Origin of the sequence: Paenibacillus sp. V4I5 (assembly GCF_030817255.1) — a bacterium.
Taxonomy (GTDB): Bacteria; Bacillota; Bacilli; order Paenibacillales; family NBRC-103111; genus Paenibacillus_E.
The window spans coordinates 884,179-910,579 of record NZ_JAUSZB010000002.1; the positions used below are offsets into that span (position 1 = coordinate 884,179).

The window sequence follows — 26,401 nt, forward strand, 5'->3', positions numbered from 1 at the left end:
GGTTGGTGGTTTTACGATTTAAGCCGTTATATTATTGGAAAGAGATTCTGATGGTTACCATTTTCTGCTAAAGCTTCTCTAGCGGTCTTTTAGAATTTGGAACTACCTATCTGTTCCATCATCAGAGAAAACAATAAAAAAAGGTCTGTCTGCTAGAGCAAACTGACCCTTTATATTCAACAATAGTTGCTCGTTATCGTTATTGTCACGTGTTCATGCCATAGTTCCATATAAAAATAATCAGAGAAAAGATCAATCACCCTAAGTGGAATGATCTTTTTCTCTTTTCCTTGATGCCTGTGCTTCGCGTTTCCGCCAGATACTTTCCCCTTTAACCGCTCTTCTGGATCGATTCCAGATGCTCGACCAGTCTGTTCCAAGTATCTGTGATGCCCTCCAGCATGCCCATATCTAACACCTGCTGCAGTCCTTCAGCCGTTGCATATTCCGCGCGGTTAATGAGCTTTGTTCCGTTATCCGTTTCGATGAAGGTCAGCGTGACTAATGTTTCCGGCATATTTTCCGCCACGTTGCCTTCCGCATCGGAGAAATAATCCACATACACGATCTGCTCCGGCACGACGATTTCACGGTACACACCCTTGCCCCATGATTCCATGCCATAGTAATCGCCTTGGTTCTTATCCTCGCACTTCATGCAATAATGCCAAACTCCGTCTACGCGGAAATCAACATGGCATACCGGAAGCGTCCAGCCTCTCGGACCCCACCAATGCCTCAGATGCTCCGCCTGCGAGAACGCCTGGAACACCAGCTCGCGAGGGGCATTGAATTCACGCTCCAGAATAAGCACTTTTTCCTCTACATTGGATACCATTTGATTTGTCATCTTTAACTTCCTCCTCGATTTCATTACTTGGTCAAAATAGTGCTGTCACAGCGTTCACATAATCCCAAACTCAGTCTTGCTGCTCTTTCCGTATTTCCTTGCCCTGCAGCTTCTGTAAATAGTCATCCAGTCGGTCGAACCGCTTCTCCCAGATGACGCGGTAGCTCTCCAACCAATCGTCCAGCTCCCGGAAAGGACCCGGCCGCAGCCTGTAGATCCGGCGATTCGCGTCTACCTGGGCTTCTACGATTCCAGCCTCACTTAAGACACGCAAATGCTTCGATGCTTGAGGCTGGCGCAGTTGCAGCCGTTCGGCGATTTCCCCTACGGTGAGCGGACGTTCGCGCAAAAGCTCAACAATCTGCATGCGGTTAGGCTCTGCCAAGGCACTCATGACGTTAGCATTCATGCTCTTCATCCGTTCTCTTGCTGTAATTGTAGGCGTCCTAAGTTAGTGTTTAGAGGTTGTATTTTCTTGCTGAAATTAATATACCACATTAGGAATATTCCTGTAAAGGAATATTTATAACGATTTTCGCCGCATAGATTCACTACCGTGGTGTCCTTCTATTTTAGTATTTCACACTTTGCCTATTAGCTTATTAAAGAAAGTGAGCAGCTGTGGTAGCAAAATGCTCCTTGTTGTTCAACTATAGATCTACGTTTGTTTAATAATGGAAATAGAGGCTTTTTTCGAAAATATCTTTTAAAATTCCATATTTCCCCAAGGAAAAAGATGACAATATGGCGAAAGATAACTTGTAAGATATTAGATTGGTGGGAGGATCAACGAAATGCGAAACATGAAATGGTTAACAAACATCGCGACGATCACCTGCAGCCTGCTGCTGTCGTCCTCAGTGGTGCTCGCTGCCGAAACGGTCAAATCTGACATGATGCTGCAGATTAATGGAAAGGATGCCACATTTGCAAGCCAAAGCTTACTGGTTGACAGCAATTTATATGCACCTTATGAAGCGGTAGCCAAGCAACTCGGCGCGGATGCGAATTGGAATGCTGATACAAAGACGCTGAAGCTCCAGAAGGAAAGTAACTCCCTAGAGATGAAAGACGGTGCCAATTCATATAAGGTCAATGGGCTTGAACTCACCGCGACCACTTCTCTGCAGATTATTGACGGTGCAGTGCTCGTTCCTGTACGCACTGTGTTTGAGGCATTCGACTACCAGATCAAGTATGACAGCAAAACCCGGTCTGTAAGCATGCTATCAAATACCGATAAGAAGCCTATGATTAAGGTACATGGGGTATCCCAGGACGGTTACGTCATAGGTAATGAGCTAAAGGTTTCCGTCTATGCTTTCAACCATGCACTGAAGGATTTCGCGCTAGCGAAGGACGCTAAGGCCGGAGAGGGACATATTCATCTGTGGCTTGACACCGATAAGTTGGAGGAACAGACAGCGGTTGAGGCTTTTAAGAATGAGCCGGTAGTCTTCAAGGATCTGAAGCCGGGTGAGCATACGTTGACCGTTCAACTTGTCGGAAACGACCACAAGCCGGTGCAACCGGAAGTGAAGCAGGTCATCAGGTTCAATTCCGCCATCTTGTCCATCCTGAAAGATTTGGATCCGAACAGTGCGACGGGCCTACGCATTGAGGGCGTTATTGCAGACGAGAAGCATCGCGTATACACGGTGGAGACGACGAGCAAGAAGCTGTATCGAATTATGAGCGATAGCGGCAAAATGGAAGTGCTGACCGAGTTGCCACGTCCTGCGACAGGTATGGCATTTGATGCTGACGGAAATCTGTTTATTGCGAGCGGCGGTATGGAAGGCGTTATTTTCAAGATCAATGCGAAGGATCTAGTAGGTGGACCTTTCGATACGTCGAAGGTCGAGACTTATGTCAGCGGCACGCAAGGAGCAAACGGACTGGCGTTCGACTCCAAGGGCAATTTGTATGTCAGCGGTGGTGCAAACGGCAACATCTATATGGTGACGAAGGACGGCAAGCTGAGCACCTTCAAGAGCGGCATTATTCCGGAACGTCAGGTGCAGACGATTACAGTGAACGGCATTGCCTTCGGCAAGGACGGTAAGCTTTACGTTGCCAACACGAGCTCAGGCGAAGTCAACCGCTTTGCGATGAACTCAGACGGCTCTCTCGGTGCAATAGAACTCGTAGCCCAAAGCCCACTGATGTACGGCGCAGATGGTCTGAACTTCGGTCCGGACGGTGCGATATATATCGCTGCGAATGAGCGCAACGCCATCGTGCGTATATCCGTAGACGGTACGATTACGGAGGTTGCTCATAACGGCAACAATGGGCCGCTTGAGTTCCCAGCAAGCCTTCATTTTGTAAGCAATATGCTGTATATCAGCAATTTCGACCAACCACGCGGCGCTAACCTTCCTAATGAACCGGGCATTGGGGCTTCCATAGTGAAGATGGAGTTTGGTACTAAGAAATAACGCGTTAGAAGCGAGGAGCTTTTGCTCCTCGCTTATTCGTTGTGCCTTAATTTGTTTCCTGCCCGTCCCTTGTTTATAAGGGTTTATCTCACATATACTCTTTATGATATTTATTCCGAAAGTTTTAAATCCATAGTTACAACTAACTACTTTTTATGACTTGTGCATTAAGCCCCGACTTCTTGCGCACCGGGTATAGCATCGTAAAGTCGAATGTCTCGATTTCCGTATAGGGGATTGTGAGAGCGTTCAACGGTTCAAGCGGAACCGTCTCCATCCCGAGTACTCCTTCACGCCGATCGAGCTCATAATCTGGCGACTGCTCTAGCCACGCAAACATCGCATCATATACGCGCCACATGTGTATCTCATTCCCGTATACGCGGGCGCTCGCACAGAGCCCTCCGCGTACCTCCAGAGTCTCAACGCCATCCGGTACATCTCCGAACTCGCAAACCGCCAGTCCGACCCAGAGCGTATCGACTTGCTTGCTCCATTGCTCCTGTGGAATGAACACATACGCAGAAGGCCCATTAGTGAGTCTCGCATCCTTAAGGGGGACCTGCGCTGTAAGTGTGCTCCACGCCGCCCGCGTCCCGCTCTTGTCAGGTGTCATACCCGTCCGTACTGCCAAGGCCTTGAAAGGCGCCACTTCAACTAACTCAACAGCTATCGTCTTCTGCAAAATACCCTCTCCTCTCTTCACGATTATCCATGATGAAGACATCCTGCTACATATATTCGCAATTTGCCAGAAAAAACCTTTTTTATAAAAAAGATTAGGCTAGTATGATTGTATTAAGCCATGTCAAAAAATCAAAACCAGTCCATCACTAAGTTACAGTGCCAGACTGGTTTTCCATTTACCGCATGCTACTAACTTAAGCTGTTCCACGCGTGCTTCTTCTTACCAGAAAGAAGTAGGCCAGCATCGCTACGGTGCTCGTCAATAAAATAATTACGCCCAGCGGAACGGCAGTGTCTTCACCCGCGATGCCAACTAGCGGAGAGACGACCGCTCCGAGCAAGAAGGGAATGACACCAAGTAACGCAGCAGCGCTGCCCGCCATATGACCCTGGCTCTCCATTGCAAGCGGGAATGCTGCCGTGGATGTAATGCCGATTGCCGCTACGAAGAAAAATAACGGAATCACCAATGCGAAAAGCGGTCCATGGACGGTGGCCACCACTAAGACAACGACGCTTGCCAAGCAGGCAAGCCATAGGCCGAATAACAGAAAGGTGTGTTCGGATACGCGATGCGACATCCGCCCGACCAGTTGGGAGCCGATGATCAGGCTGATGCCGTTCGATCCGAACAAAAGAGCGAAAACGGTCGGCGTGGCCCCGTAAATATTTTGATAAATAAAGGGCGTTCCCGAAACATACGCGAAGACCCCCGCGATCATAATGCCCTGAGCCAGCATATAGCCGACAAACTGGCGATCTCGCAAGAGCGATCCGTAGTTCCGCAGCTGCTGCACGAAATTGCTGGGCCTGCGGCGATCAGATGGCAGAGTCTCCCGCAGCCTCCATTTTGTCATCGACAATAGGTAGATTCCCAGCAGTGCCAGCGCTATAAAGACTCCGATCCAAGTAGTGAAAGAAAGAACCCCACTACCGGCAACCGGTGCTACAAGCGGACCCAAATTACCGACAAGCAAGAGCAGCGAGAAAAATTTTGTGAGCTCGTTACCGCTGTACAGGTCGCGTGCGATCGCGCGGGAAATGACAATGCCCGCCGAAGCGGCAAATCCCTGCACGAACCGGAATGCGATCAACAGCCAGATATTTGGCGAGAATGCGCAAGCTAACGAGGCAGCGACATAAACGGCCATGGAGATAAGCAGCGGATTGCGTCTACCGTAGACGTCGCTCAGCGAACCCATGACGACCTGGCCGATGCCCAGTCCGAGTAAACAAGCGGTCAGGCTGAGCTGTACCAGCGAAGCCGTTGTATCGAATTGCTTCACAATCTCCGGGAACGCCGGTAGATACATATCGATAGTAAAAGGCCCGAGTGTCGAAAATAAACCGAGCAGCATAGCTAGTCTAAACACATGCAGATTGTTCTTGTTGGTCATAAGTAAGAGAATCTCCTATTCTTCATTCCATATCCAAGACTCTACATCTCTATTTGTCGCTTCAAATTTGCACAAGATCCGGAAGCTGGCTTGTACGTTTCGAAGCAAAGAGTCTTTTTTCAGCCTATCACAACTGTACGGATTCCGACAACAAATTATGTGCGTGCGAGCTGAATCCTAATCTACGTTTATCCGCATCATATATCATCCATGAATCTTTTAAATTTCATACAAAAACCTCCGAATTCATCTCTTAGTCCATAGCTTCACTTGAATTGTGAGGTTTTAATCAATTTGATTTTTCACCGTGCTATCGTTCTCCGTTAGTCTAGTAACTCATCCTTCTCTTTTACGAAAGTCATCAGTTAGAATACCGCTGAAACCCCAATTCTCATCTTCAATTTCTTGAATAACAATGTGGATATGTTCAGGCTTTTTACCGAGTACAGTGACAAGTGTCTCAGTAAAATCCTTGACTATTCGGGCTTTTTGGTCACGGTTGGCACCCTTAGTTATTTGTAGATTGATATACGGCATCTTGATCCTCCTCAATAATTATGAAGCACGTCCGAATTACTTTTTCTCAATAAAGTATCCATGGGTCTCTATATGTTCTTCAAATTCTTTATAGATGTCTTCGATACTACTAGCTGGAGGGCTTAGCCTTCGAGATTATCATATTCGATATCGAAGAAACTCGGCTAGCCGTGCCAAGCCACCCAAGAATACCGTTTGCACGCTTCGCGGTGGACCCACTATGTAACCATCGATACATTTCCAAGCGACTCCAAGCCATAATGGGTTTGATGGAACTCCCTTCTTGTTTAGCTTACCCTCACATTCTAATTTATGAATTAACTTAAACATCTTCCAATGTTGTCCCGGGGGACGAACTTCGTGCAGTGCAATTAGCCGATTATCACTAACATTCCAGAACTGATGAGTCTCATTGGGATGAATGGTGACCCAACCTCCTTGTTCCAAAATCGTTTCTTTGCCGTTTATCACAAATCGCATTCGTCCCTCCTTCACCGTGAATTTTTCTTGAAGAACAGGATGCCAATGAGGACCGTTCATCGCACCTTGCTGAATAATCATGTGTTCAATTAACAGGTATTGTCCTTGATCGTCTGTACCGCTGTCCAGTAATGTTACTGTTCTACCATCAAGATGAACGAGGGACTCTTTTCTCATCCGCATCAACTCTGCCTTTCCGCTCTCAATTACAGTTCCTCCAATGGTTCGCATCCATAGCTTTATTGTACCAAAAACAAAACGAAAAACGTCACCTTCTTTTCCAGAAGGCGACGTTATATGGCGTTATCTTTTGGCGATCGTATCCCAGTCGGATGCGGTGAAATTGCCCATATGCCAGAGAGAAATGCCTTTAAGGTTATAGACTTTGGCGAGCCAGATTTTTTTGGCGATGCTTTGCGTGTCTTCATAATAAATTTCGTTCGCAGTGCTGCCATCCTGGTAATGAATCAGCTTCAGGAAATACGGCAGACTCCAGGTTTTGGAAGCATTCGGGTCCGCGAGGCGTTTTTCCACCAGATCAATGCTCGGCCCGGCGGTTGTCGTTTTGCCATTCGTTGTAATCCACTGGTTCGCCTGCTTGGAAATGCCGAGCACAAGCTTGCTGGCAGGCACGCCCTGCCTGAGCGCTCTCTCCACCCCATCCCTGACGAGCGGCAGCGGCGCCGAAGGAAGGTTCGAATCATCGTGCGTAAAATCGTACGCCATCAGGTTAAGGGTGTCAGCCGTTTCGCTGAGCCCTTTTAAATCGTAGCCTTTATAATAATAATCCGTTGGTACGGAAACGGAGAGGGTTTTACTCCCTATGGCCGCATTCACGTCCCGGACAAATTGCAAGTAATTCGGCGCATCTGATGCATCCATCAACCCTTCAAAATCCAAGGAAACGCCGGAAAACCCGAATGCCGGATCTCCGAGTTTGGTGACGAGCTGGTCGATAAACGCCATCTGCGCTGGCACGTCTCGCAAAAATGCTGACAGTTTCTTGCCATCGTTGTAAAAAACCATCAGTTCTTTATGGACATGGGCCTGATCGGCAGACTTCACCACGTCCGAGTACCCATCCGGAACTTTGAAGACGGTCGTATCCGTACCCAGTTTTGCCGTCCCCTCCGTATCGTATTCGAGATGGGACCATCCCATTACGACGTTGTCGACGAGCGGCATGCGGACGATGGCAGGGCTCGATTTGATTGCATAAAATCCAGTCACTTCCAATTCCTTCTCTGCCGCTTCGATATCGACAAGGCGGTTGATCACGGCGGCTGCCTCGCTGCGGATCAATCCGCTTTTCGGACGGAAACCTTGGTTATCACCTTCCATGACGGTCCGGTTTACCGTATAAAACACGTACGGTGCTAGATTATCATTAATTTTTGAGCTGTCGGCAAACGCTCGTTCATCCCGTTCCTTCGACCAATCTCCCGATGTCCACTGAGAGCCGGCTGTTCCCACCTTGTCCAATAGATACTTACCGACGACGGCGGCCACTTCTTCGCGCGTAATCGGCTGCTCCGGCTTCAATTCGCCGGCCTCGTTCACCATAAAATCGATCCAGTGCCGCTCCGAAGCGGCCGCTATATATGGAGCCGACCAACGGCCGGTCGCGTCTGTAGGCACGATCCCCGAAGTATGGGAAATATCCAGTTTAGCCGTAGCGACCAAGAGCTTGATAAAGGCTTCCCGGGACAACGCTTCTTCGGAATGATAACGGGAATCCGGATACCCCTCAATAATACCGAGCGCTGATAAAGTGTACACGTAATCTTTTTCCCAAGCTTGGTCCGCCACATCCTTATATGTAACCATTGGGACATCGTAGGCATAAGTGTTTCCGGCTGTTGCGAACAGGAACACAACGGCAAATCCTATCATTTTCTTGTACATGTTTCTCTCCTTCTCTGTGACATCAACTCTACTAATTCGAGATAAACTATTATCTATCCTGCTGCAACGAAACAAATACAGCCGGCCTCTTAAGAGGGCAGGCTGTATTTGTTAATAGGATTTTAATTGGATGGAATGATTCGAATATCCTTATCCAAATTGGCAAGCATGATGAAATTGCGATTGAAAGTAAAGATGCGTTTTACCTGATAATAGGACATGGTCACAGCAGTGAATGCTTCGCTGAGCGAGAAACGGAGCTCGGGTCTGTCCATAAGCAGTCTGCGCGATTCCCCCTCCAATTCGGGGCCGCTGGAGACTAGCGCCAGCCTTCCTTTACTCACTGCTTTATCAATTGCATTCAGAAAATATTCCGCCTGCTGATAGCTGTATTCATTGCGAAGCCATTCGTGAAGATCAAATATAATGGAGTTGGTCGTCATGTAATTACGTTCAAGATCATGCAAATCCAGGAACAGGGAACGGGCTTTCGCAAAGTAGGGGTCTTCAGGGTTCATTAAAGCGGCTAAAGCTGTTTCATCCAGAAAAATTGCATCCTGAATGTTCAAGTGGTTATCCATATGTCAGTACTCCTTAATCCTCTAGTTTGCAAATACCAACCAAATACAGAAGTGGGTTATCTTCCTTTTGATCCACTGAGATGGGGGTTGATTCGTATGGGGCGCTTGCCAGGTATTGGACAATGATTGCATTGACGATCTCTTGCACCGTCGTATGCTGCATATCGGCGATTGCTTTCAGCTCAACATAATATTGCGGATTGAGTTCTATAGTGCCTTCTTCTTGTTCTTCACTTCTTGAAGAAATGAATTCGGAAGCGGTTGACTTCGCTTTTTCGAATTGATTTTGAATGAAGCGTTTGTAATTATTCGCCATCGTGATTCACTCCTTATGCATAGCTTTTATAACAATTCGTCGAATTTCGTCGATTTCAGGGGGTAATGTCTTTTTCAAAGTCCATCCCAATCACATCCCAATAATTCATACTTATATTATTCGGAGTATGTTTTAATTCCCTTTTTCTTGTTGAAGTATAATTGCCGTTCTTTCAATGAAAAAAGAGGATCTGCCTCACGGCAAGCTCCTCCACTATCGTTTTCCCGTTAGTTAGATTTTTATTTCTTGAACAATTATTGTAAACGGTTATTTTCTTTAAACAACAATGCTTTCATTGCAAAACGAGGCAAAATTAATTGTCTTCGCCATCTAGAAGGTTGATTTATTAATCGGTACAGCCATTCCACATTTAACTTTTGCCATATAGCTGGTGCTCTTTTTACTGTTCCGGCAATGATGTCAAGACTTCCTCCTACGCCAATAGCAACCCTAACATTTAATTTATTTTTATACTTATGTATCCAAAATTCAGCTTTGGGGGCTCCGAGTGCAACTACTAAAACATCGGGACTCAAGGTCGCAATTTCATCTACAATTTGTTCCTCAACCTTCTGATCAAAAAAGCCATGTTGTCTACCTAAAACAGATACGTTTGGGTATCTCTTACTTATTTCTTCTGCAGCCTTTTTACTAGTTACCTCATTCGCGCCAAGAAGATAAAACGACCATCTTTTTTCGTTCCCTATCTCCAATAAATGGATTAGAAGATCACATCCTGTAACACGTTCGGGAAGTGGATTTCCTTTTAAACGGGAGACCATAACAATACCTGCACCATCCGCGGTTAGGTGACCAGCCTCATCAATTATGGAGCGGAGCAATAAATCATGTTGACTAGACATGGTGATTTCTGGATTTATTGTTACCACATGGAACAGTTCCGCTTTTTTTTCCGTTATTACTTGGTCAATTATAGTTACTGTTTCTTCCATAGTTACTTTTGGTACTGGAATTCCCATTATTTGCGAACAGTTCTCCATTGAATCCACCTTTGATTTTTAACCATATACTAACATAAAGGATTACTTCAGACTATCCTGTCCATCGTATTTTGAGGTCAAGGATTATCAACTGGGTTATTCATTGTTAAACTTTTTACTAGAAATCCAAAAGATCGTTACAATGATTGTTAGTACAATCCATATAAGTACCACTAAACCATTCCATATGACATTGGGGTTGACTGCTCCTGTAATTAATACTTCCATCGCATGTTTACTCATACTTGCGGGATTCATAAAATCTGTAAGAGTACTCAAACCAAGTACAATTCTACAACCTAGTAGGAAAACAATTGAAATTAATGCAATAATACCTTGGCTATTAAAAATAGTGCTTATCATCGTAGTGAAGGTTACCATAAACAGAACCCATAACAAGTAGAACAACGAAGCTATTATCACGTCCACAAAATTAACATTAGTAAACAACAAATTAACATACACATACGAAATCAAGTAACCTAACACCACAGAACAAGCAACAAATATGTAATTGGCAATTATTTTCCCACCTATGTACGATATTATAGCGACCGGTCTTGTAAGAATAAAAGCTAACATACCATTTGCTTTATCTGTCTGTAAGACTCCCATCATCGAAATTGCAATAATGATAACCCCCAACTGATCAAATTGAGCAGCTAAAGTACTTGCGAGTACTTCCCCACCTTGTTGAGCAGCCATACTAGGATCAATTGTGATACCTTGTGCTCCACCGAGTGTTTTTAATATAGAAGGTAAATAATGGCTAACAACGGGTTGAGTTACTCCTAAAAATATAAATACGAGAGGCAGCCAAATAACTTTAAATTCACGCCACATTTGAACAAACTCTTTTTTCATTAGCACATTTAAATGATTCATTTTTCCACCACCAATTTTATGAATATCTCTTCTAATGTATCGTTGGTGATTTCAAACTTTACGAGATCAACCTGATGTTCCATAGCACTTCTTAATAACATGTTCTTATTCAAACCTATATGTTCCACTTCTATTTTTATTTTGTTTCCTACTGCCTCTACATCCTTTACATAGTTCAAATTTCTCAAAACTTCCATCCATTTTTGATTGATAGACGTAACTTCAAAAATCATTTTATTTTGGCTATTGCTGTTTAACAAGTCGGAAATGGTAGTATCTTCAATTTTTTGACCATTCTTGATTATAATAAATCTTTCACATATTTCTTCAGCATCACTTAATATATGCGTCGACAATAAAATCGTCGTCTCTCTTTTGATTTCTTCGAGTAGATTCAGTACTTCTCTTCGACCAATTGGGTCTAATGCCGATACCGGCTCATCCATTACAATCAATGATGGTTTGTGTAACAACGCCTGTGCAATTCCAAGTCTCTGTTTCATGCCACCTGAAAATGTTCCAACTTTTGAATTCTCTTCTCCACTTAACCCTACTTTAGATAATATCTCTGGGATAGCTTTTGTTAAATCTTCTTTTCTTAATCCTGATAGTTCCCCCATGAAAGCAAGAGTTTCTTGTGCAGTCATCCAATGATAAAAGTTAGGGTACTGTGGTAAGTAGCCAATTTCCTTTTTCATTTGCGAAATTTTCTTCCCGTTAAGCAATATTTCTCCCATGGTAGGATTAATAATATCTGAAATAACTTTGATGAGTGTAGATTTACCGGCCCCATTCGGCCCTATCAATCCCACACATTCTCCAGATTGCAGAACCATTGAAAAGTCATTTACAGCCGTTTTTTCTTTATATGTTTTAGTAACATTTTTGACTTCTAATTTCATGTTCTTTCACGGTCCTTTCTGCCAATAACAAAGTATAGTATCGGACCAAACGTGTTTAGAAAAATAATAATGAGACTCCACAGCAGTACATTTTTCCTCGTTTTCCTGTGCTTGTATAAATCCATTAATGCTATTAGGATCAAAATCACCCCTACAATAAGTACCGGTAAAATAACCGGTAACACAGACATGAAATCAATATCTTTTAATTCGTTCCACCCGTAATGCATTTGCAAATTAACCACTCCCCTAAAGTCATTATGAATATTTTTATTATCATTATCGATAATGATAACATAAGAATGTAAAATGTTACACTTATTTTTTCTTTAAAGAATATTGTTTTAACTTTCATTGTTATTTACAATGAGAATATTATCATTATAGATAATTACGAAATCTTTTTATGATTGGGGAGAAAAAAATGATTAATAAAGCTGAAATTATCCTGCACCCAGTAAGGATGAAGATTTCTCAAGCTTTAATGAGAAACAAAGAAAATGGACTGACCCCACTAGAAATGGTAAAAATCATAAAAGATGTGCCTCAGGCAACACTATATAGACATATTCAAGTTTTGTTAGATGCTGGAGTTATCCGCATTATTAAAGAAAAAAAAGTGAGATCCATTTCCGAAAAATACTATACTTTAAATGAAGAAGAAGCCCGACTTAGTGCAAATGATTGGAAAAAGTCTTCTACTAAGGAAAAGCTGAATTATATTTCGTATTACCAATTATCCCTTATGACTCAATATCAAAACTATCTTACCAAATTAGAAGAACAAGATTGCTCGGATGATGGTTCTACTTTTTCACTTGTAGAATTAAAGCTTGATGATGCAAATTTTAAAAAGTTTCAAACTGAATTAAACGACCTGGTGATAAAATACTACAACACTGCTAACAAAAGTAATGTTCTGGATGCACCCATTCGAACTATTGCGTTTACCATTATTCCAGAATCCTAAAATAGAAAATTTAAAAAAACATGATGCCGCCCTACAAAATTTAGGATACAGCATCCCAAATCCTTCAATGTCATAATAAAAACCCTCCCCAATAAGTTATCTCTAGCTTTGCTAGAACTGGGAGGGTTTATTCTTTGTTTCTATGACTGAACCATAAACTCAATTACCGGATAAGAAATCACATGGCGATCGCGGTATGCAAGAGCAATAAGATCTTCTTTTGAACTCAAAATTCCATGCTGTAAAATGGCTGCCTTAAACCCGCGTTCTATCGCTCCATTGTATGTAAATAAGACGCAATTCCCGGCGTCAAAGCCTGCTACCACGACAAGGCCAATCTGACGATTGAGCAGAATTTGTTCTAATTCCGTTTTCCAGAAAGCATTGGAGAAGGTCTTCTTCACAATGAGGTCATCATTCTCCACTTGAATCTCTGGAATGAAATCCAACAGTTCTGGACTAACAGCTTCGGCATCTTCTACATCTTGTATATGAATGACGTAATGTCCGCTTGATCGCAGAGTTTGAGCAACATGATTAATATACTCGCATGCGATTGCCACGGGATGGTCTTGCAGGGAATTTTTTTGCATATCGACGATCAAAAGTGCAATTTTCATCGGTTTATCCATATTAAATGCTCCCTTCTTCACAAATTATTCCCAGTATTCTTTCATAAGGTCTGATACCCAGTCTGGCTGCTTGATCTCTCCTTTCGGGGCAAATTCCTTCATTACAGGCTTCAAGTCCAATACTGGTGTCCCGTTTATTGCATCAAGACCTTTTATGTAAATAATTTTTCCCTCGCGCTTTAAAACCTCTACTGTAGTTAACCCCAGTTTGTTCGGTCTATTCTTACCCCGCTGTGCAAAAATCCCTACTTTAGGGTACTCTATATTATTTCGAGGGTGTCTGGCATCGAATTGAATATGATCATCTTGCACTTGATTAAAGTAGAAAATGACTTCTAGATGGGAAAAATCTTCGATCCCCTGAACGCTCTCTTCGCTAAATTCGCTAGTAAGTTCAATAGTCGATACAATATTACCCCAATAATCATCTTCTATTGCTTCTCTACTGTTTCTGATATATGCGATGGGTTTAACGCTGTACATAGATTTCCTCCTATACACTGGATAATTGCGCGCGTTTGTCCGACTCCTTCGAGCCTTTCTTTTTTAAATTTAAAAGCGCGATGCTAAAATAACATCGCGCTTTTAATGTTTGGGCCAGTTCCTATTCAATCCTGGAATGCCGCCTGTTGAAAAATATTGCTTAAACTTTATCATCAAACACCTTTGTTTCTCCAAAGAATTAACTATAGACTAGCTCTTTTTCGTTTAGACCAAGCGTCTTTGTTGTTGAAGTATGAATTTCGTGCAGAAGCTCTGGATTTTCCATAAGTGACACGCCATATGAAGGAATCATTTCTTTAATTTTCGGTTCCCACTCTTTCATATGTTGCGGGAAGCATTTTTTAATTACCTCAAGCATAACGTGAACAGCAGTAGAAGCACCTGGAGAAGCACCTAGTAATGCTGCAATCGAGCCATCAGTGGCACTAATAACTTCTGTACCGAATTGAAGTGTACCTTTGCCGCCAGCTTCAGTATCTTTGATAACTTGCACACGTTGGCCCGCTACTACTAAATCCCAATCCTCACTTTTGGCGCTTGGGATAAACTCTCGCAACTCTTCCATGCGCTTTTCTTTCGATAACATGACTTGCTCGATCAGGTATTTTGTCAATGACATATTTTTTGCACCTGCCGATAACATAGTTACGAGATTATCCGGTTTTACGGAAGTTACCAAATCAAACATGGAACCGGTTTTTAAAAACTTTGGTGAGAAGCCGGCAAACGGTCCAAATAGCAACGATTTTTTATTGTCGATAAATCTTGTGTCAAGATGCGGAACAGACATTGGAGGAGCTCCAACCTTAGCTTTTCCGTATACTTTGGCATGATGCTGCGCTACAACATCCGGATTTTTACACACCATAAATATTCCGCTTACCGGGAATCCTCCAATATGTTTTCCTTCAGGAATACCGGATTTTTGCAGTAAATGCAGGCTTCCTCCCCCGCCACCGATAAAGACGAATTTTGCAGTATGGCGTTCGACGTTACCGCTGTCGTTTCGTACTTTCAATTCCCACGAGCCATCGCTAGTACGTTTAATATTATCAACGCTATGTTTGTATTTAATATCGACGTTTTTACTCTTTAAGTGGTCAAACAAATTGCGCGTTAAAGCACCAAAGTTGACATCAGTTCCAGAGTCAATTTTGGTTGCCGCTATAGGTTCATTCGATGGACGATCTTGTATAATAAGCGGAATCCATTCCATCAGTTTTTCAGGGTCATCGGAAAATTCCATCCCTTGAAATAAAGGATTATTAGACATCGCTTCAAAACGTTTCTTTAAAAACGTTACATTTTGTTCCCCTTGTACCAAACTCATATGAGGCAATGGCATGATAAAATTCTGCGGATCACGTATCAGCTTGCTGTTTACAAGATAAGACCAAAATTGCATTGAAAGCTGAAACTGTTCATTAATTTTGATAGCTTTGCTAATATCTATAGATCCATCAGATTTTTCGTCAGTGTAGTTAAGCTCGCACAGTGCCGCATGCCCTGTTCCTGCATTATTCCATTCGTTAGAGCTTTCCTCTCCTGCATTTTCGAGCTTCTCAAACACTGTAATTTTCCATTCCGGTACTAATTCTTTGAGAAGTGTCCCTAAAGTCGCACTCATGATTCCGGAACCAATTAAAATGACGTCTGTTTTAGTTTCTCTGTTGCTCATTTTTACCATCCTTATACCCTGAAATTTGCAGAAAGGATGTAGGCGCTCCTGCTAGAGCGTCACACCAAGATAAGGCGCGACCAAGTCACACACCTTTTCTGTTTAATTATAACAATATCATCGTGTTTTACAATTATTTATAGATTAAAATATCTACTATTATATGATAATTATAAGCTATTTAAAAGCTGTAAAAAGTGAGAATGGCATAGTCTGTCATTTCAGCACTCATCTTTACGCAAATTCTGCAAATTTGGGTAAAGATTCGGTTACTCAAATTGAACTCATCTCCTTTTACCTCTTTTATATAATCGCAAAACGATTTGGAAAAAATTTTCGGAACCCAATTCCCCGGATGCAAAAACGCCATTAGCGGTTAGGCCAATAGCGTCTTTATGAGATTTCCGAACAATGGTCGGAGATTTCATCTTCTCTTCGTAGATTGTTCCAATTCATCCATCAGAAAGAATAATAAGAATTGCGACGTACATGATCCAATGACGACCCAAGGCAACCATGGGGCATTCAAATTGCTAGAAAGAGAAATCAGTAGAAAAACTGTCGCTATCCTACCTGCATCCCAGCATATTTCACGGACGACCATCGACTCGATTCGCAGCTTGCCCTTCAGAGGTAAGGTGCCAATTAACCGATAAAAATAGGAATCAAATGCATTGGACTTCAGAGGTCCGAACAGCGTCTGCAGGATCATAAAGCTGATTACAATAACTGGCGACAGTTTGAACAACAGAAGAGAAGCCGCAATCATATAGCCAATGACGGACCAAAGTAAATATTTTCGCTCGTGACGTTCCCTTGCCAGTTTGGAGAATAATATATTAATTAAAATTGTCAGCATCGAGAGGAAAGCTCCAAAATAACTGACGAAAGACTCTTTTTGAAAGACTGCTATCAGAAGGATTTGCGGCAGAAACAAAAAGACTCCCTGCATAATTCCTGTGATTAAATTGCCGTACATCGCTTTACGCCATGTTTTGTTTTTACGCAGCAGCAGCCCCATATGCCCGAGATAGTAAGCTTTGCGGTGGCTTGGAGCTTTCGGCACCAGCAGGCTCAAGACAGCCGTCAATAAAAATACAACAAAAGCGATACCAAATACGATTGTATAGCCGCGCAAGCCTCCTACCGCGTTGAAGATCACCCCCGATAATAGCGGCCCGGACATCGCAGCAGCAGTCGAGAACGCTGAGCTGAGCCCCAAGAACCGCATGCGGTTCCCATCGTTCGAAACATCATATAGCAGTGTCCAATAACCTATCCAATAAAACCCGCTGCCAATCCCGGAGAATACGGCGAAAAGTATATAATATTCGGCTACATGCACCTTCGCCAGCAGGATACAAAGGTAAAACAAAGCAATGAGTGTGATTCCGATTCGGTACACGACCATACGGTCCAACTTCTTTGCCAGTTTACCGCCGATTACGAAGCATACGGCAATGAAAGCATTGGAAACAATGTTGTAAATCCCGTTAATCCATAAACTTTCCGTCAACCGCCACAGATACAGGTTCAGAAAAATGCTGGACAGTGATGAACCGAAGGTGAATAGTGACTGAAGAGCTAAGGTGATCGCTGCCTCTCTGTCCAGACGTTTATCTGGTGGTATGCGATTGAACAAAATGGGAATCGCCATGTCGGTTTAAACTCCTACTCGAAGGACTTGAGTTTTATGGTCGCACTGGAGAACCGTCGGGAATGCGAGAAAGCGTCCACTCTGGTAGACGATTATGGCAGGGATAAAGCGATGCTTTGCTCTCGTCCAGATCGACACCCAAACCAGGCTTCTCATTCAGATATACATAGCCGTTTCGAACCACTGGACAGCCCGGAAACACTTCGCGCATTTTGTCGGAAAATTCACTCCACTCCTGAACGCCAAAATTCGGGTTGCTCAAGTCAAGATGAATATTAGCAGCCTGACCCACCGGAGAGATATCATTCGGTCCATGCCAAGCTGTTCGTATACCAAACGCCTCACATAGCGTCGCCAGCTTCTTGGCAGGCGTCATCCCGCCGATGGCACTGATGTGGCAGCGAATGAAATCGATCAATCTTTCTGTCACAAGCGGCATCCATTCCGCAGAATGGACGAACAGTTCGCCCATAGCGAGCGGCGTAGCGCACTGACTGCGGATTTGCCGGAACCAATTCAACTGCTCGGGTGGAAGAGCATCCTCTAAGAAAAACAATCGATATGGCTCAAGCTGTTTGGCCAACCGTACCGCTTCAATAGGCACAAGACGCTCATGAATGTCGTGCAGCAGCTCAATTTCATTACCGAGCTTGCTGCGCAAATGCTCAAACAACCGCGGCACACTTCGTGTGTATGCATCTGGGTCGAAATAGGACCCTTGCTGCGCGTTCTCCGGTGAATGAAACTTATGGCCTTTCCCGCCATACCCACCCATTTGACAGCGTAGGATGCGGTAGCCCTGATCGATATACTTGCGTACATTTTCTTCTACTTCTTGTTCATCCCGACCGTCAGTATGCCGGTAAACGACCGCCGCTTCTCGGAGCTTTCCGCCAAGCATCTCATACACGGGCATGTTCGCGAGCTTGCCCTTAATATCCCACAGTGCCATGTCCACACCTGAAACAGCATTATTCAGCACCGGTCCGTTGCGCCAGTAGGCACTGACCATTGAGGTTTGCCAAATGTCCTCGATTCGGAGAGGATCCTTTCCGATGAGGAATGGTTTCAAGTATTGATCTACAGCGGTTGCCACGGCCAAATGACGCTGTGTAAAGGTTGCACAGCCCAAACCGTACAAGCCGGGCTCATTCGTTTCTATTTTAACGACAACAAGGTTAACACCATCTGGTGCAGTTAAAATCGTCCGCACATCTCGGATTTGTAATTGTGACATGTTAGGCGCATCTCCCATTTCTGAAGAATTTATATAAGCTGATTGCTGTGGTTTAGAACTCCTCTAGCTCCAACCGATACCTTCCTCCGTTTCTGGCATCCCTGGCAGAATGAGTCCGCCATCGACGCGAATGGTCGTTCCCGTTATATAGGACGCCTCATCTGAGGTAAGCCATACAGCGGCCTTTCCTATATCTTCCGGTGTACCAGGACGTTCCAGAGGAATTCGCTGACCGAACTTGCGATAATAGTCACTTCGATTGTCATTTGTTTGAATTGCCCCTGGAGCAATGCAGTTCACGCGGATCCCATATGGCGCCAAATCCAGTGCAATCGAAGCCGTTACTCGAGTCAGCGCCGCCTTGACACCGCCGTATACAGCATCTCCCGGATAAGCCCTCTCTCCCCGAGTTGAGGTGATATTAAGTATGCTTCCACGGACCCCATGTTCGATCATATGACTAGACACCAACTGCATAAGAAGTAATGGAGCGCGTAAATCGAGGTGGAGTAATCGATTGATTTTTTCTAGCTCCATATTGGCCGCATTCTGAAAAATCGTAACACCGGCATTATTAACGAGAACGTCGAGATGACCCAGCGTTCGAATGGCTTCCTTCGCTAATTTAAGAGGCTCCTCCTCCTCCTCTAAGTTCCCTTCAAATACAACGCATTGGCGGTTTAGTTGGTTTTCAATCTCCCTTGCCGTGAGATGAGCGTTATCTGCATCCTTCCAATGACAGATCGCGATATCATAACCCCTGGCTGCCATGGCCAGCGCAATCCCGCGACCGATTCCACGACTTCCCCCTGTAACGAGTGCTGTTTTCCCGCTCATCCGCCCGTCCCTCCATCCATATGGCGCTCGAAAAAATCAAACTGCCTTACCCAACGAATCATTTGACCCGAATGCGCGGCAATCTCCATAAATACCTCCGGCGAGATCACATGAGCGTCCCCCCAAAGCGCGATGAATGCAGGGGAAAAATCAACGGATTCACGCATCCCTACACCAGACTTATGCGTCAATTCCCATTGCAAGCCTGGAGGAAAAGGTCCGCTTAAGCGTGAGTAAAACGGTTGTTCCGGCGTATAAGCCCAGGTCATATACCCATCTTTGAAATCAAATAGAGAACTAGGCTCGCTGGGGAACGTAGGTGTCATTGGCAACTTCAGCCGATAGTCTGGTCCGAGAGGATTTCCGTTTAATGCTACGAAATTATGGCAGTATTCATGCGTTACAATTGTTTTTTCACCCAAATTGACTAACTCGTACGCAATGGAAAGCAAGTTATCTTTCACAGATAAGGTTTTAACGAGCTTTGCCGCGTATCCATTACATGGGTGCGCGTGAACGGTGAACGTCACTTTCGAATCGTCTGCCTTTGTTTCTATGAAGAAAGGTTCAACCATGTACGGACGGGAGAATTTGTAGCTCGCTTCATCCGGACGGGTCAAGAGACCGACACCCAGCTTCGGGAACTGCCCTCCTGGAAGCGCTTCCTCGTAACCAATTGGCTGAAAAATGCCAAATTCATTGCAGAGTCCAGAACCACCCGTTCCCTCACCTGGCGTCAACGATTCATCCGCACAAAAAGTGTGGCGATTGTGCAACGTAATGCTAGAGACCCAACCTGTCCAATCAAATCTCGAACCGTTGTAGTTGGTACCTGGCTTTCGAACTGTGACCTCCAGACTATGGGAGCGCAGCACGATCGGTGCAACTTCTACCATATCGCGTTTAACTTCCAGATCGCCAAGGATTCGAACTGGATGCATCCTCCCTCGGCAAAAACGCTGATTCCTAAGCTTTGCGGATCTGGGTAAATACGGAAGGAAGCCGTCGTTTGACCGTCATTCGCGAATAGCTCCAAAGAGGAACGATCCAGGAATATTTGCAGCTTCAGTTTTCCATTCGCCGCCGGCATCAACTGAATAACTCTTATGCCTCCGTCTACTATACCCGATCTCGTTCGATCCACGATCAGTTCGCCGTTCGTCAGATAGCAGGTAACAACAGTCTCTTGTGAGCTGTCTGCAGAACGACGCAACCGAAACCCGAAGCGATTGGCATCGCTTTCATTTATATGTATGATGGCTTCTATTTCAAGACAATCTCCCTTGACCTCATCGAGCAGATCCGTTTGCTCAGGCGACAAGCGGATGGCACCAAATTGTTGCTCGTTGCTCCGAAGCTGCTGAAGCTCTGGCGCTGGCGTGAATGCAAGCTTTCCATTCCCGTCAAGTGTAACGACACGCGGAATGGTCATAGCCCCCGTCCATCCGTAGGCTTGTGTCGGCATCGGATTCCACCACATATCCATCCAACCGAACAGGATAACTCTACCGAGGCCGTCAATCAATGTCTGAGGTGCATAAAAGTCAGGACCGAGATCTATATCCCCATCTGAAACTTGGGTAAATCTTCCCGTCTCATAATCCATTTGGCCAATCATGTAAATATTGGTGCGGATATCCCGCTCTGTTGGCGACACTGCTGGGGAAGCAAGAAGTACATCCACTCCGTCCAATCGGAAGAAATCCGGGCAGTTCCAAATTCTCCCTTGTCCATCAAGGCCGTTGGCCATTACGCTGACATAAGTCCAAGCCGTCAGATCGTCTGACTTGTATAAGAGTGCATTCGCACGCCCATCCTTTCCTGAACCGACAGCCATATACCAGACATCCTCATGCATCCATACCTTTGGATCTCGGAAATCCTTTGAACCCTCCTCGGGAAACTTATCGATAACTGGATTGCCAACATATTTCCGAAAATAAATACCGTCTTCACTGGAGGCGACGCATTGCACTTGTACTTTATCCGGGCCATTCACATTACCGGTATAAATAATTGTCATCGTTCCATTGTTATCAACCGCACTGCCTGAGAAACATCCGTTTCTTTCGAATTCTTCGGTGGGTGCAAGAGCGATAGGCAAATGCTCCCAATGAATAAGATCTCGGCTTTTTGCATGCCCCCAATGCTTCAAACCATTTTGAGCACTAAATGGATGAATTTGATAGAACAAGTGGTATTCCTTACGAAAATAAATCATTCCGTTGGGGTCATTTATCCAGCAGGATGGCGAAATAAAGTGATAGGCCAGCCGGTGCGGATCGTGGGATACCCCTACAGCTAGCAAATCGATTGATTCCTGCGCTTTTCGGATCGCTTCCAGGTGACGGGTTTCCAAGTGTTCGGATGTAAGCATCATCAATCTCCTTCCTTTTTTAGAGGGTTTTCGAAAGATTATGAAGGATCTTGGTTGTCGCTTTCATTATAACCTACATAATCCCAAAATTAATAGTGGTATTTTGTTGTTTATTGATCAAAAATTTGTGGGAATCCGAACGATTCACTTAATGAACCAGAAGAAAAGAAACCACCTCTATTTGTACGCCAGTGTCAAAAACATTGATTATCAGGAACTTTTTCATATTTGTTGAGAATTACGCGTACCTGCCCGTTAACGTAAGAGGCTGCCAATCAAGCTGGCAGCCTCGTCCTGTGTTTATATGATTTATATTCCCCTATTACTTCCCGCTCGCGGGCTCTACCAGGCGGTGCTTGTACCACCGCTCCCCGCGATAACGCCACAGGAAGATTGCACCGCGAACGCCCCACTCCAATTGCATAGCCGCCCACACCCCGAATACCCCGTAGTTTAGCGTGATACCAAACACATAACCGAGCACAACCCGGAACAGCCACATGGTCAGCATCGAAGCGATGGAGGTGAAACGAGAATCCCCCGCTGCACGCAACGCGCCCGGTAGCAGAAAACTGATCGGCCATAGAGGGATTTGGGCTAAAATATTTACCAGCATAATGAGATACAGATCATCCATGATTTCGGCCGGTGGGCGGAACAGACTAACCAGAGGCTTAAAGAACGGGATCAAAATAAGCCCCGTCACCACAAGGGAGCCAGACGCCAGCCACAGAAACGACCTCGTAAATTTGCGGGCATCCTGAATATTCCCCCTCCCTATGCATTGCCCTACCACCGTGACTAGTGCTGTAGACAATGCGATGGCGGGGATTTGTAAAAGCATAGCGAGTACGGAACTGATGGCGTTAGTTGCAATCGCATAAGTGCCTAGACTGACGATGTAGATTTGGGTTAACATTTTTCCCCCGTTAAAGAACAACTGCTCCGCAGCGAACGGCAGCCCGATGAACATGATTTTCTTAAACATGGAAAAATTCCAGTCCATCAAATCCTTAAGGCGAATTCGCAGGCTGGCATCCATACGGAGCAGGTAGTACAATGCGCATACCGCTGCCAAATAACGGGAAATATTCAAAGCCACGCTCAAACCTAGTACTCCCATTTCCAAAAAATGAACGAACAAGACGTTCAGCAATACGTAAGAAAGGTTCAGGATTAGGGACAACGCCAATGTCACTCTAGTCCTTCCAATCCCCCTCAGCGCTCCGCTGACTCCTTCCTTGAACGCGATTCCGAGGTAAGATACAGCGCTTCCTACCATGTAAGTGCCGGCATGGTCGAACACCTCCGGATCCGCCGTTCCAAAGAGAAATTTCAGGATCGGATGATAAAATAGGAGGACGACCAGGCTGAGCGTTACCGCAACCAAAGTCACCGCGGAAAGCGAAGCTGCCGCCGCCCTGGATACCATCTTTTCATTCCCGCTGCCCTTGTACTGCGCCACAACCACCGTGCCTCCGGTCGCCAAGGCGACGAAGACATTAACCAGGAAGAGATTGAGCGAATCGACCATACTTACCGCGCTGATCGCCGCCACCCCTGACGAACTGATCATCGCGGTGTTCACCAAGCTTAAGCCGACTAGGAACGCTTGGTCGATGAGGATCGGAAGAAGCAGCGATATGACCTGTCGGTAATCAATAGATTCCCCTGAAAGATATTTGTTCAAAATAGCATGGCATCGAGCCTTATAACGAAACGGAATCATACTAGGTTCACTTCCCATCCGAGAACGTCCGAAGTCGCCGCAACTGCGGGAACAAGTACAACCAATGGTTCACTATAGATCACAAACCACTTTCTTGAGTTCTCGTTCCCCATTAGATTGAAATCATACCAAGCAATATTCAACAGTTAACCCCGCTATCCTGCCCGGTCGTAGTTGAATAGCAAAAAAAGGACCACAGCACGGGCTGAGGGCCTAAGTTTTATATTTCTGTCTTGTATTTCACCACTATCATGATATTCCCATCGGAAGCATTCAACAGTAGAGCTTAATGATTTGATAAATTGTGTCAAGCTTCCAATACAAAAGATTGGGCTTTCTCCCGGTATATCCGGCTAACGCATCCCTCCAGATAAGCTGAAACAATGAAAAGAAGACCCGTAAACGACCGGATCTCCTTTCATTTACATCTTGATTCTCGTGGGCAACTGCTTCGCTATACGACAACCTAGGCGTCGATCATGCTTTGCTGAATTACCCCTGAGGTGCTGAGCGGCTAAGCCAATCATGGAAACGTGTCGTAGTGATGCGTGCGTTGCTATCGCTCGGAACGAGAGATTGATCATTCACCTCTACTGATCCGAAGTAGAGCGCGTTGGCGTCTGTGACAACCTGACGTGGGTCTTGATTTGCGCTCAAGTATTGTCGAACAAGTTCGTCAAGACGAATCTGATCTGGACCAGCTACCTCGACAATTCCATTCACTGGCGCCCCAAGTGTGAAATCGACCAACGCGGCTGCAACATCATCCGAAACCATAGGCTGCGTAAGGGCAGAAGGTAAACGAACGGTTTCCCCTTCAGTAGCCACATAGGCGATGCTGCCGACGAACTCGAAGAATTGCGTCGCGCGGACGATCGTATAAGGAACCTTGGAAGTCTTGATTAGCTCTTCTTGGGCCATTTTCGCGCGGAAATAACCACTTTGGAGAAGTCGGTCGGTACCAACGACCGACAGCGCAACGTGATGACTTACTCCAGCGATTGCTTCAGCAGCAAGAAGGTTCTTATTTGAAGTCACGAAGAACTCCATAACTGCCTCGTCCTCAAACGAAGGCGAGTTTGTCACGTCGACGACAACCTGAGCGCCGCTAAGCGCTTCAGCGAGTCCCTCGCCAGTGATCGTGTTGATGCCTAAGGAAGGTGATGCCGCCACTGCCTCATGGCCAAGCACACGAAGGTTTTTTACAAGTTTTGATCCAATGAGTCCACTTCCACCAATAACTACAATTTTCATATTAATTCCTCCTAGATTTGTAACTGATTAGCTCAGGCCAGCTTTCGTCAATCCAAACGCTGCGTCAGCCGAACCCGGCACAGTCTTGAAGGCTACGTTAATGCGATTCCATGCATTAATCGCCATTACTGAGAAAGTCAGATCTGAGATTTCTTTTTCAGACAACTGTCCTCGAACGCGGTCATACAATTCGTCGGGCACACCTTGCTCAGGCAGTTTGGTCAGGATCTCGGTCCATGCCAGCGCAGCCCGTTCTCGTGGAACAAACAACGTCGATTCCCGCCAAATCGAAATGTGATAGAGGCGAAGCTCGCTCTCACCGTGGATTTTTGCTTGCTTGACGTGCATATCCAGACAGAACCCGCACCCATTCATTTGCGAAGCTCTAATGTGAACGAGATCGAGGATCTTCTCTTCAATTGCACTTTCCTTCTCGGCGTTGCTGAATTCCATCATTTTTTTGAAAAGCTCTGGTGATTGCTGCATATAGTTTAATCGTTGTGTCATAACTGTGTACCTCCTATTTTTTTGACACTAATAAGACAATTGGCGACTTCAATGTGTGACATAAAACGTTTCTTTTTATTTTTACCCGGAACTTAGCTTGCGTGGCAAGACACGCGAACTGTACTTTGCTTTGTAACTAATTAGCTCAGACCAGCTTTCGTCAATCCAAACGCTGCATCAGCCGAACCCGGTACAGTCTTGAAGGCTACGTTGATGCGATTCCATGCATTAATCGCCATAACTGAGAAAGTTAGATCAGAGATTTCTTTTTCAGAGAACTGTCCTCGAACACGGTCATACAATTCGTCGGGCACACCTTGCTCAGGCAGTTTGGTCAGGATCTCGGTCCATGCCAGCGCAGCCCGTTCTCGTGGAACAAACAACGTCGATTCCCGCCAAATCGAAATGTGATAGAGGCGAAGCTCGCTCTCACCGTGGATTTTTGCTTGCTTGACGTGCATATCCAGACAGAACCCGCACCCATTCATTTGTGAAGCTCTAATGTGAACGAGATCGAGGATCTTCTCTTCAATTGCACTTTCCTTCTCGGCGTTGCTGAATTCCATCATTTTTTTGAAAAGCTCTGGTGATTGCTGCATATAGTTTAATCGTTGTGTCATAACTGTGTACCTCCTATTTTTTTTGACACTAATAAGACAATTGGCGACTTCAATGTGTGACATAGAAACCTAAAATAATCATTCAATCGGAACCCCAGAGAAATATATCAAAGCGATTACTGCATCCAAAAGCCAAATTAGCAAGCAAGAAGTACAAAATGGTTGAATGGCAACGTTGCCAGTCTCTCCAAACTCTCCAATGCCACACCACAACTAAAAATGAAAATCACACAACATCTTTTCATTATTTAACAAATCGATCTGAACAATTCAAATGTATAAAAAAACTGACCAAACCTCTAACAAAATGTCAGAGTTGGGTCAGCTTTTATGGATTGACTATTGGATTGACTTATACACTTTGTAATGCTTGATGAACTTCCTGAACGATAGATAATGCTACACTTCGTTTCACCG

27 protein-coding genes are annotated in these 26,401 nt (G+C 44.8%); 2 read left to right on the top strand and 25 right to left on the bottom strand.

The window, feature by feature from the left end:
* Window positions 1-331: 331 nt before the first annotated feature.
* Window positions 332-850, bottom strand: coding sequence for an SRPBCC domain-containing protein (locus QFZ78_RS06065; protein ID WP_307546129.1), 519 nt, complete (start codon window positions 848-850; stop codon window positions 332-334).
* A 70-nt stretch (window positions 851-920) separates the two neighbouring features.
* On the bottom strand, window positions 921-1,259 hold the full coding sequence (locus QFZ78_RS06070) for an ArsR/SmtB family transcription factor (protein ID WP_307546130.1): 339 nt from the start codon (window positions 1,257-1,259) through the stop codon (window positions 921-923).
* A gap of 385 nt (window positions 1,260-1,644) precedes the next feature.
* Here QFZ78_RS06070 and QFZ78_RS06075 point away from each other — a divergent pair, with 385 nt between their 5' ends.
* Window positions 1,645-3,291, top strand: coding sequence for a stalk domain-containing protein (locus tag QFZ78_RS06075; RefSeq protein WP_307546131.1), 1,647 nt, complete (start codon window positions 1,645-1,647; stop codon window positions 3,289-3,291).
* Window positions 3,292-3,433: 142 nt separating this feature from the next.
* Here QFZ78_RS06075 and QFZ78_RS06080 read toward each other — a convergent pair whose 3' ends face one another.
* The 11 genes from QFZ78_RS06080 to QFZ78_RS06130 form a co-directional block, all read right to left on the bottom strand.
* Window positions 3,434-3,976 (bottom strand): GyrI-like domain-containing protein, encoded by a 543-nt coding sequence (locus QFZ78_RS06080; protein WP_307546132.1) that lies wholly within the window; start codon window positions 3,974-3,976, stop codon window positions 3,434-3,436.
* Between the two features lie 196 nt (window positions 3,977-4,172).
* On the bottom strand, window positions 4,173-5,375 hold the full coding sequence (locus QFZ78_RS06085) for a multidrug effflux MFS transporter (protein WP_307546133.1): 1,203 nt from the start codon (window positions 5,373-5,375) through the stop codon (window positions 4,173-4,175).
* A 336-nt stretch (window positions 5,376-5,711) separates the two neighbouring features.
* Window positions 5,712-5,912 carry a tautomerase family protein gene (locus QFZ78_RS06090; RefSeq protein ID WP_307546134.1) on the bottom strand — a complete coding sequence of 67 codons (201 nt, stop codon included), beginning with the start codon at window positions 5,910-5,912 and terminating at the stop codon, window positions 5,712-5,714.
* A gap of 138 nt (window positions 5,913-6,050) precedes the next feature.
* Complete coding sequence (locus QFZ78_RS06095; RefSeq protein WP_307546135.1) at window positions 6,051-6,569, bottom strand: cupin domain-containing protein; 519 nt, start codon at window positions 6,567-6,569, stop codon at window positions 6,051-6,053.
* A 126-nt stretch (window positions 6,570-6,695) separates the two neighbouring features.
* Complete coding sequence (locus QFZ78_RS06100; protein ID WP_307546136.1) at window positions 6,696-8,372, bottom strand: glycosyl hydrolase family 18 protein; 1,677 nt, start codon at window positions 8,370-8,372, stop codon at window positions 6,696-6,698.
* A gap of 47 nt (window positions 8,373-8,419) precedes the next feature.
* Window positions 8,420-8,878 carry a hypothetical protein gene (locus QFZ78_RS06105; RefSeq protein ID WP_307546137.1) on the bottom strand — a complete coding sequence of 153 codons (459 nt, stop codon included), beginning with the start codon at window positions 8,876-8,878 and terminating at the stop codon, window positions 8,420-8,422.
* Between the two features lie 13 nt (window positions 8,879-8,891).
* A complete protein-coding gene (locus QFZ78_RS06110) occupies window positions 8,892-9,194 on the bottom strand; it encodes a hypothetical protein (RefSeq protein ID WP_307546138.1) in 303 nt (100 codons plus the stop codon).
* A 254-nt stretch (window positions 9,195-9,448) separates the two neighbouring features.
* Window positions 9,449-10,195 (bottom strand): WecB/TagA/CpsF family glycosyltransferase, encoded by a 747-nt coding sequence (locus QFZ78_RS06115; RefSeq protein WP_307546139.1) that lies wholly within the window; start codon window positions 10,193-10,195, stop codon window positions 9,449-9,451.
* Between the two features lie 96 nt (window positions 10,196-10,291).
* Complete coding sequence (locus tag QFZ78_RS06120; RefSeq protein WP_307546140.1) at window positions 10,292-11,080, bottom strand: ABC transporter permease; 789 nt, start codon at window positions 11,078-11,080, stop codon at window positions 10,292-10,294.
* Window positions 11,077-11,982 (bottom strand): ABC transporter ATP-binding protein, encoded by a 906-nt coding sequence (locus QFZ78_RS06125; protein WP_307546141.1) that lies wholly within the window; start codon window positions 11,980-11,982, stop codon window positions 11,077-11,079. The genes QFZ78_RS06120 and QFZ78_RS06125 overlap by 4 nt, the downstream gene beginning before the upstream one ends.
* Window positions 11,979-12,218 carry a PLD nuclease N-terminal domain-containing protein gene (locus QFZ78_RS06130; protein WP_307546142.1) on the bottom strand — a complete coding sequence of 80 codons (240 nt, stop codon included), beginning with the start codon at window positions 12,216-12,218 and terminating at the stop codon, window positions 11,979-11,981. The genes QFZ78_RS06125 and QFZ78_RS06130 overlap by 4 nt, the downstream gene beginning before the upstream one ends.
* A gap of 188 nt (window positions 12,219-12,406) precedes the next feature.
* Between QFZ78_RS06130 and QFZ78_RS06135 the strand changes: the two genes are divergently transcribed.
* Complete coding sequence (locus QFZ78_RS06135) at window positions 12,407-12,952, top strand: helix-turn-helix domain-containing protein (protein WP_307546143.1); 546 nt, start codon at window positions 12,407-12,409, stop codon at window positions 12,950-12,952.
* A 140-nt stretch (window positions 12,953-13,092) separates the two neighbouring features.
* Here the strand turns inward: QFZ78_RS06135 and QFZ78_RS06140 are convergent, their stop codons facing one another.
* The 12 genes from QFZ78_RS06140 to QFZ78_RS06195 form a co-directional block, all read right to left on the bottom strand.
* Window positions 13,093-13,584, bottom strand: coding sequence for a cysteine hydrolase family protein (locus tag QFZ78_RS06140; protein WP_373461003.1), 492 nt, complete (start codon window positions 13,582-13,584; stop codon window positions 13,093-13,095).
* A gap of 24 nt (window positions 13,585-13,608) precedes the next feature.
* Window positions 13,609-14,067: a tRNA (N6-threonylcarbamoyladenosine(37)-N6)-methyltransferase TrmO gene (gene tsaA / locus QFZ78_RS06145; RefSeq protein ID WP_307546144.1), complete on the bottom strand. Its 459-nt coding sequence runs from the start codon at window positions 14,065-14,067 to the stop codon at window positions 13,609-13,611.
* A gap of 199 nt (window positions 14,068-14,266) precedes the next feature.
* Window positions 14,267-15,766, bottom strand: a complete 1,500-nt coding sequence (locus QFZ78_RS06150; protein ID WP_307546145.1) for a malate:quinone oxidoreductase — start codon at window positions 15,764-15,766, stop codon at window positions 14,267-14,269.
* Window positions 15,767-16,190: 424 nt separating this feature from the next.
* Window positions 16,191-17,423 (bottom strand): MFS transporter, encoded by a 1,233-nt coding sequence (locus tag QFZ78_RS06155; RefSeq protein ID WP_307546146.1) that lies wholly within the window; start codon window positions 17,421-17,423, stop codon window positions 16,191-16,193.
* Between the two features lie 34 nt (window positions 17,424-17,457).
* A complete protein-coding gene (locus tag QFZ78_RS06160) occupies window positions 17,458-18,660 on the bottom strand; it encodes an enolase C-terminal domain-like protein (RefSeq protein WP_307546147.1) in 1,203 nt (400 codons plus the stop codon).
* A gap of 63 nt (window positions 18,661-18,723) precedes the next feature.
* Window positions 18,724-19,497 (bottom strand): SDR family NAD(P)-dependent oxidoreductase, encoded by a 774-nt coding sequence (locus QFZ78_RS06165; RefSeq protein WP_307546148.1) that lies wholly within the window; start codon window positions 19,495-19,497, stop codon window positions 18,724-18,726.
* The gene (locus tag QFZ78_RS06170; protein ID WP_307546149.1) at window positions 19,494-20,438 is read right to left on the bottom strand and encodes a hypothetical protein; all 945 of its coding nucleotides are present in this window, start codon (window positions 20,436-20,438) and stop codon (window positions 19,494-19,496) included. The genes QFZ78_RS06165 and QFZ78_RS06170 overlap by 4 nt, the downstream gene beginning before the upstream one ends.
* On the bottom strand, window positions 20,387-21,877 hold the full coding sequence (locus QFZ78_RS06175) for a glycoside hydrolase family 32 protein (protein ID WP_307546150.1): 1,491 nt from the start codon (window positions 21,875-21,877) through the stop codon (window positions 20,387-20,389). Before QFZ78_RS06175 ends, QFZ78_RS06170 begins: the two co-directional genes overlap by 52 nt.
* A gap of 319 nt (window positions 21,878-22,196) precedes the next feature.
* A complete protein-coding gene (locus QFZ78_RS06180) occupies window positions 22,197-23,603 on the bottom strand; it encodes an MATE family efflux transporter (protein WP_307546151.1) in 1,407 nt (468 codons plus the stop codon).
* A gap of 492 nt (window positions 23,604-24,095) precedes the next feature.
* On the bottom strand, window positions 24,096-24,857 hold the full coding sequence (locus tag QFZ78_RS06185; protein WP_307546152.1) for an SDR family oxidoreductase: 762 nt from the start codon (window positions 24,855-24,857) through the stop codon (window positions 24,096-24,098).
* Window positions 24,858-24,884: 27 nt separating this feature from the next.
* Window positions 24,885-25,364, bottom strand: coding sequence for a carboxymuconolactone decarboxylase family protein (locus QFZ78_RS06190; protein ID WP_307546153.1), 480 nt, complete (start codon window positions 25,362-25,364; stop codon window positions 24,885-24,887).
* A 140-nt stretch (window positions 25,365-25,504) separates the two neighbouring features.
* Window positions 25,505-25,984 (bottom strand): carboxymuconolactone decarboxylase family protein, encoded by a 480-nt coding sequence (locus QFZ78_RS06195; RefSeq protein WP_307546154.1) that lies wholly within the window; start codon window positions 25,982-25,984, stop codon window positions 25,505-25,507.
* Between the last annotated feature and the right edge of the window lie 417 nt (window positions 25,985-26,401).

What these genes read in the sequence shown, in the direction of transcription:
- QFZ78_RS06195 (WP_307546154.1), bottom strand. Translation starts at nt 25,984, where the DNA reads ATGACACAACGATTAAACTATATGCAGCAATCACCAGAGCTTTTCAAA.
- QFZ78_RS06070 (WP_307546130.1), bottom strand. Translation starts at nt 1,259, where the DNA reads ATGAATGCTAACGTCATGAGTGCCTTGGCAGAGCCTAACCGCATGCAG.
- QFZ78_RS06140 (WP_373461003.1), bottom strand. Translation starts at nt 13,584, where the DNA reads ATGGATAAACCGATGAAAATTGCACTTTTGATCGTCGATATGCAAAAA.
- QFZ78_RS06065 (WP_307546129.1), bottom strand. Translation starts at nt 850, where the DNA reads ATGACAAATCAAATGGTATCCAATGTAGAGGAAAAAGTGCTTATTCTG.
- QFZ78_RS06165 (WP_307546148.1), bottom strand. Translation starts at nt 19,497, where the DNA reads ATGAGCGGGAAAACAGCACTCGTTACAGGGGGAAGTCGTGGAATCGGT.
- tsaA (WP_307546144.1), bottom strand. Translation starts at nt 14,067, where the DNA reads ATGTACAGCGTTAAACCCATCGCATATATCAGAAACAGTAGAGAAGCA.
- QFZ78_RS06160 (WP_307546147.1), bottom strand. Translation starts at nt 18,660, where the DNA reads ATGTCACAATTACAAATCCGAGATGTGCGGACGATTTTAACTGCACCA.
- QFZ78_RS06190 (WP_307546153.1), bottom strand. Translation starts at nt 25,364, where the DNA reads ATGACACAACGATTAAACTATATGCAGCAATCACCAGAGCTTTTCAAA.
- QFZ78_RS06115 (WP_307546139.1), bottom strand. Translation starts at nt 10,195, where the DNA reads ATGGAGAACTGTTCGCAAATAATGGGAATTCCAGTACCAAAAGTAACT.
- QFZ78_RS06120 (WP_307546140.1), bottom strand. Translation starts at nt 11,080, where the DNA reads ATGAATCATTTAAATGTGCTAATGAAAAAAGAGTTTGTTCAAATGTGG.
- QFZ78_RS06155 (WP_307546146.1), bottom strand. Translation starts at nt 17,423, where the DNA reads ATGGCGATTCCCATTTTGTTCAATCGCATACCACCAGATAAACGTCTG.
- QFZ78_RS06180 (WP_307546151.1), bottom strand. Translation starts at nt 23,603, where the DNA reads ATGATTCCGTTTCGTTATAAGGCTCGATGCCATGCTATTTTGAACAAA.
- QFZ78_RS06170 (WP_307546149.1), bottom strand. Translation starts at nt 20,438, where the DNA reads ATGCATCCAGTTCGAATCCTTGGCGATCTGGAAGTTAAACGCGATATG.
- QFZ78_RS06175 (WP_307546150.1), bottom strand. Translation starts at nt 21,877, where the DNA reads ATGATGCTTACATCCGAACACTTGGAAACCCGTCACCTGGAAGCGATC.
- QFZ78_RS06110 (WP_307546138.1), bottom strand. Translation starts at nt 9,194, where the DNA reads ATGGCGAATAATTACAAACGCTTCATTCAAAATCAATTCGAAAAAGCG.
- QFZ78_RS06185 (WP_307546152.1), bottom strand. Translation starts at nt 24,857, where the DNA reads ATGAAAATTGTAGTTATTGGTGGAAGTGGACTCATTGGATCAAAACTT.
- QFZ78_RS06085 (WP_307546133.1), bottom strand. Translation starts at nt 5,375, where the DNA reads ATGACCAACAAGAACAATCTGCATGTGTTTAGACTAGCTATGCTGCTC.
- QFZ78_RS06105 (WP_307546137.1), bottom strand. Translation starts at nt 8,878, where the DNA reads ATGGATAACCACTTGAACATTCAGGATGCAATTTTTCTGGATGAAACA.
- QFZ78_RS06075 (WP_307546131.1), top strand. Translation starts at nt 1,645, where the DNA reads ATGCGAAACATGAAATGGTTAACAAACATCGCGACGATCACCTGCAGC.
- QFZ78_RS06150 (WP_307546145.1), bottom strand. Translation starts at nt 15,766, where the DNA reads ATGAGCAACAGAGAAACTAAAACAGACGTCATTTTAATTGGTTCCGGA.
- QFZ78_RS06090 (WP_307546134.1), bottom strand. Translation starts at nt 5,912, where the DNA reads ATGCCGTATATCAATCTACAAATAACTAAGGGTGCCAACCGTGACCAA.
- QFZ78_RS06125 (WP_307546141.1), bottom strand. Translation starts at nt 11,982, where the DNA reads ATGAAATTAGAAGTCAAAAATGTTACTAAAACATATAAAGAAAAAACG.
- QFZ78_RS06095 (WP_307546135.1), bottom strand. Translation starts at nt 6,569, where the DNA reads ATGAGAAAAGAGTCCCTCGTTCATCTTGATGGTAGAACAGTAACATTA.
- QFZ78_RS06135 (WP_307546143.1), top strand. Translation starts at nt 12,407, where the DNA reads ATGATTAATAAAGCTGAAATTATCCTGCACCCAGTAAGGATGAAGATT.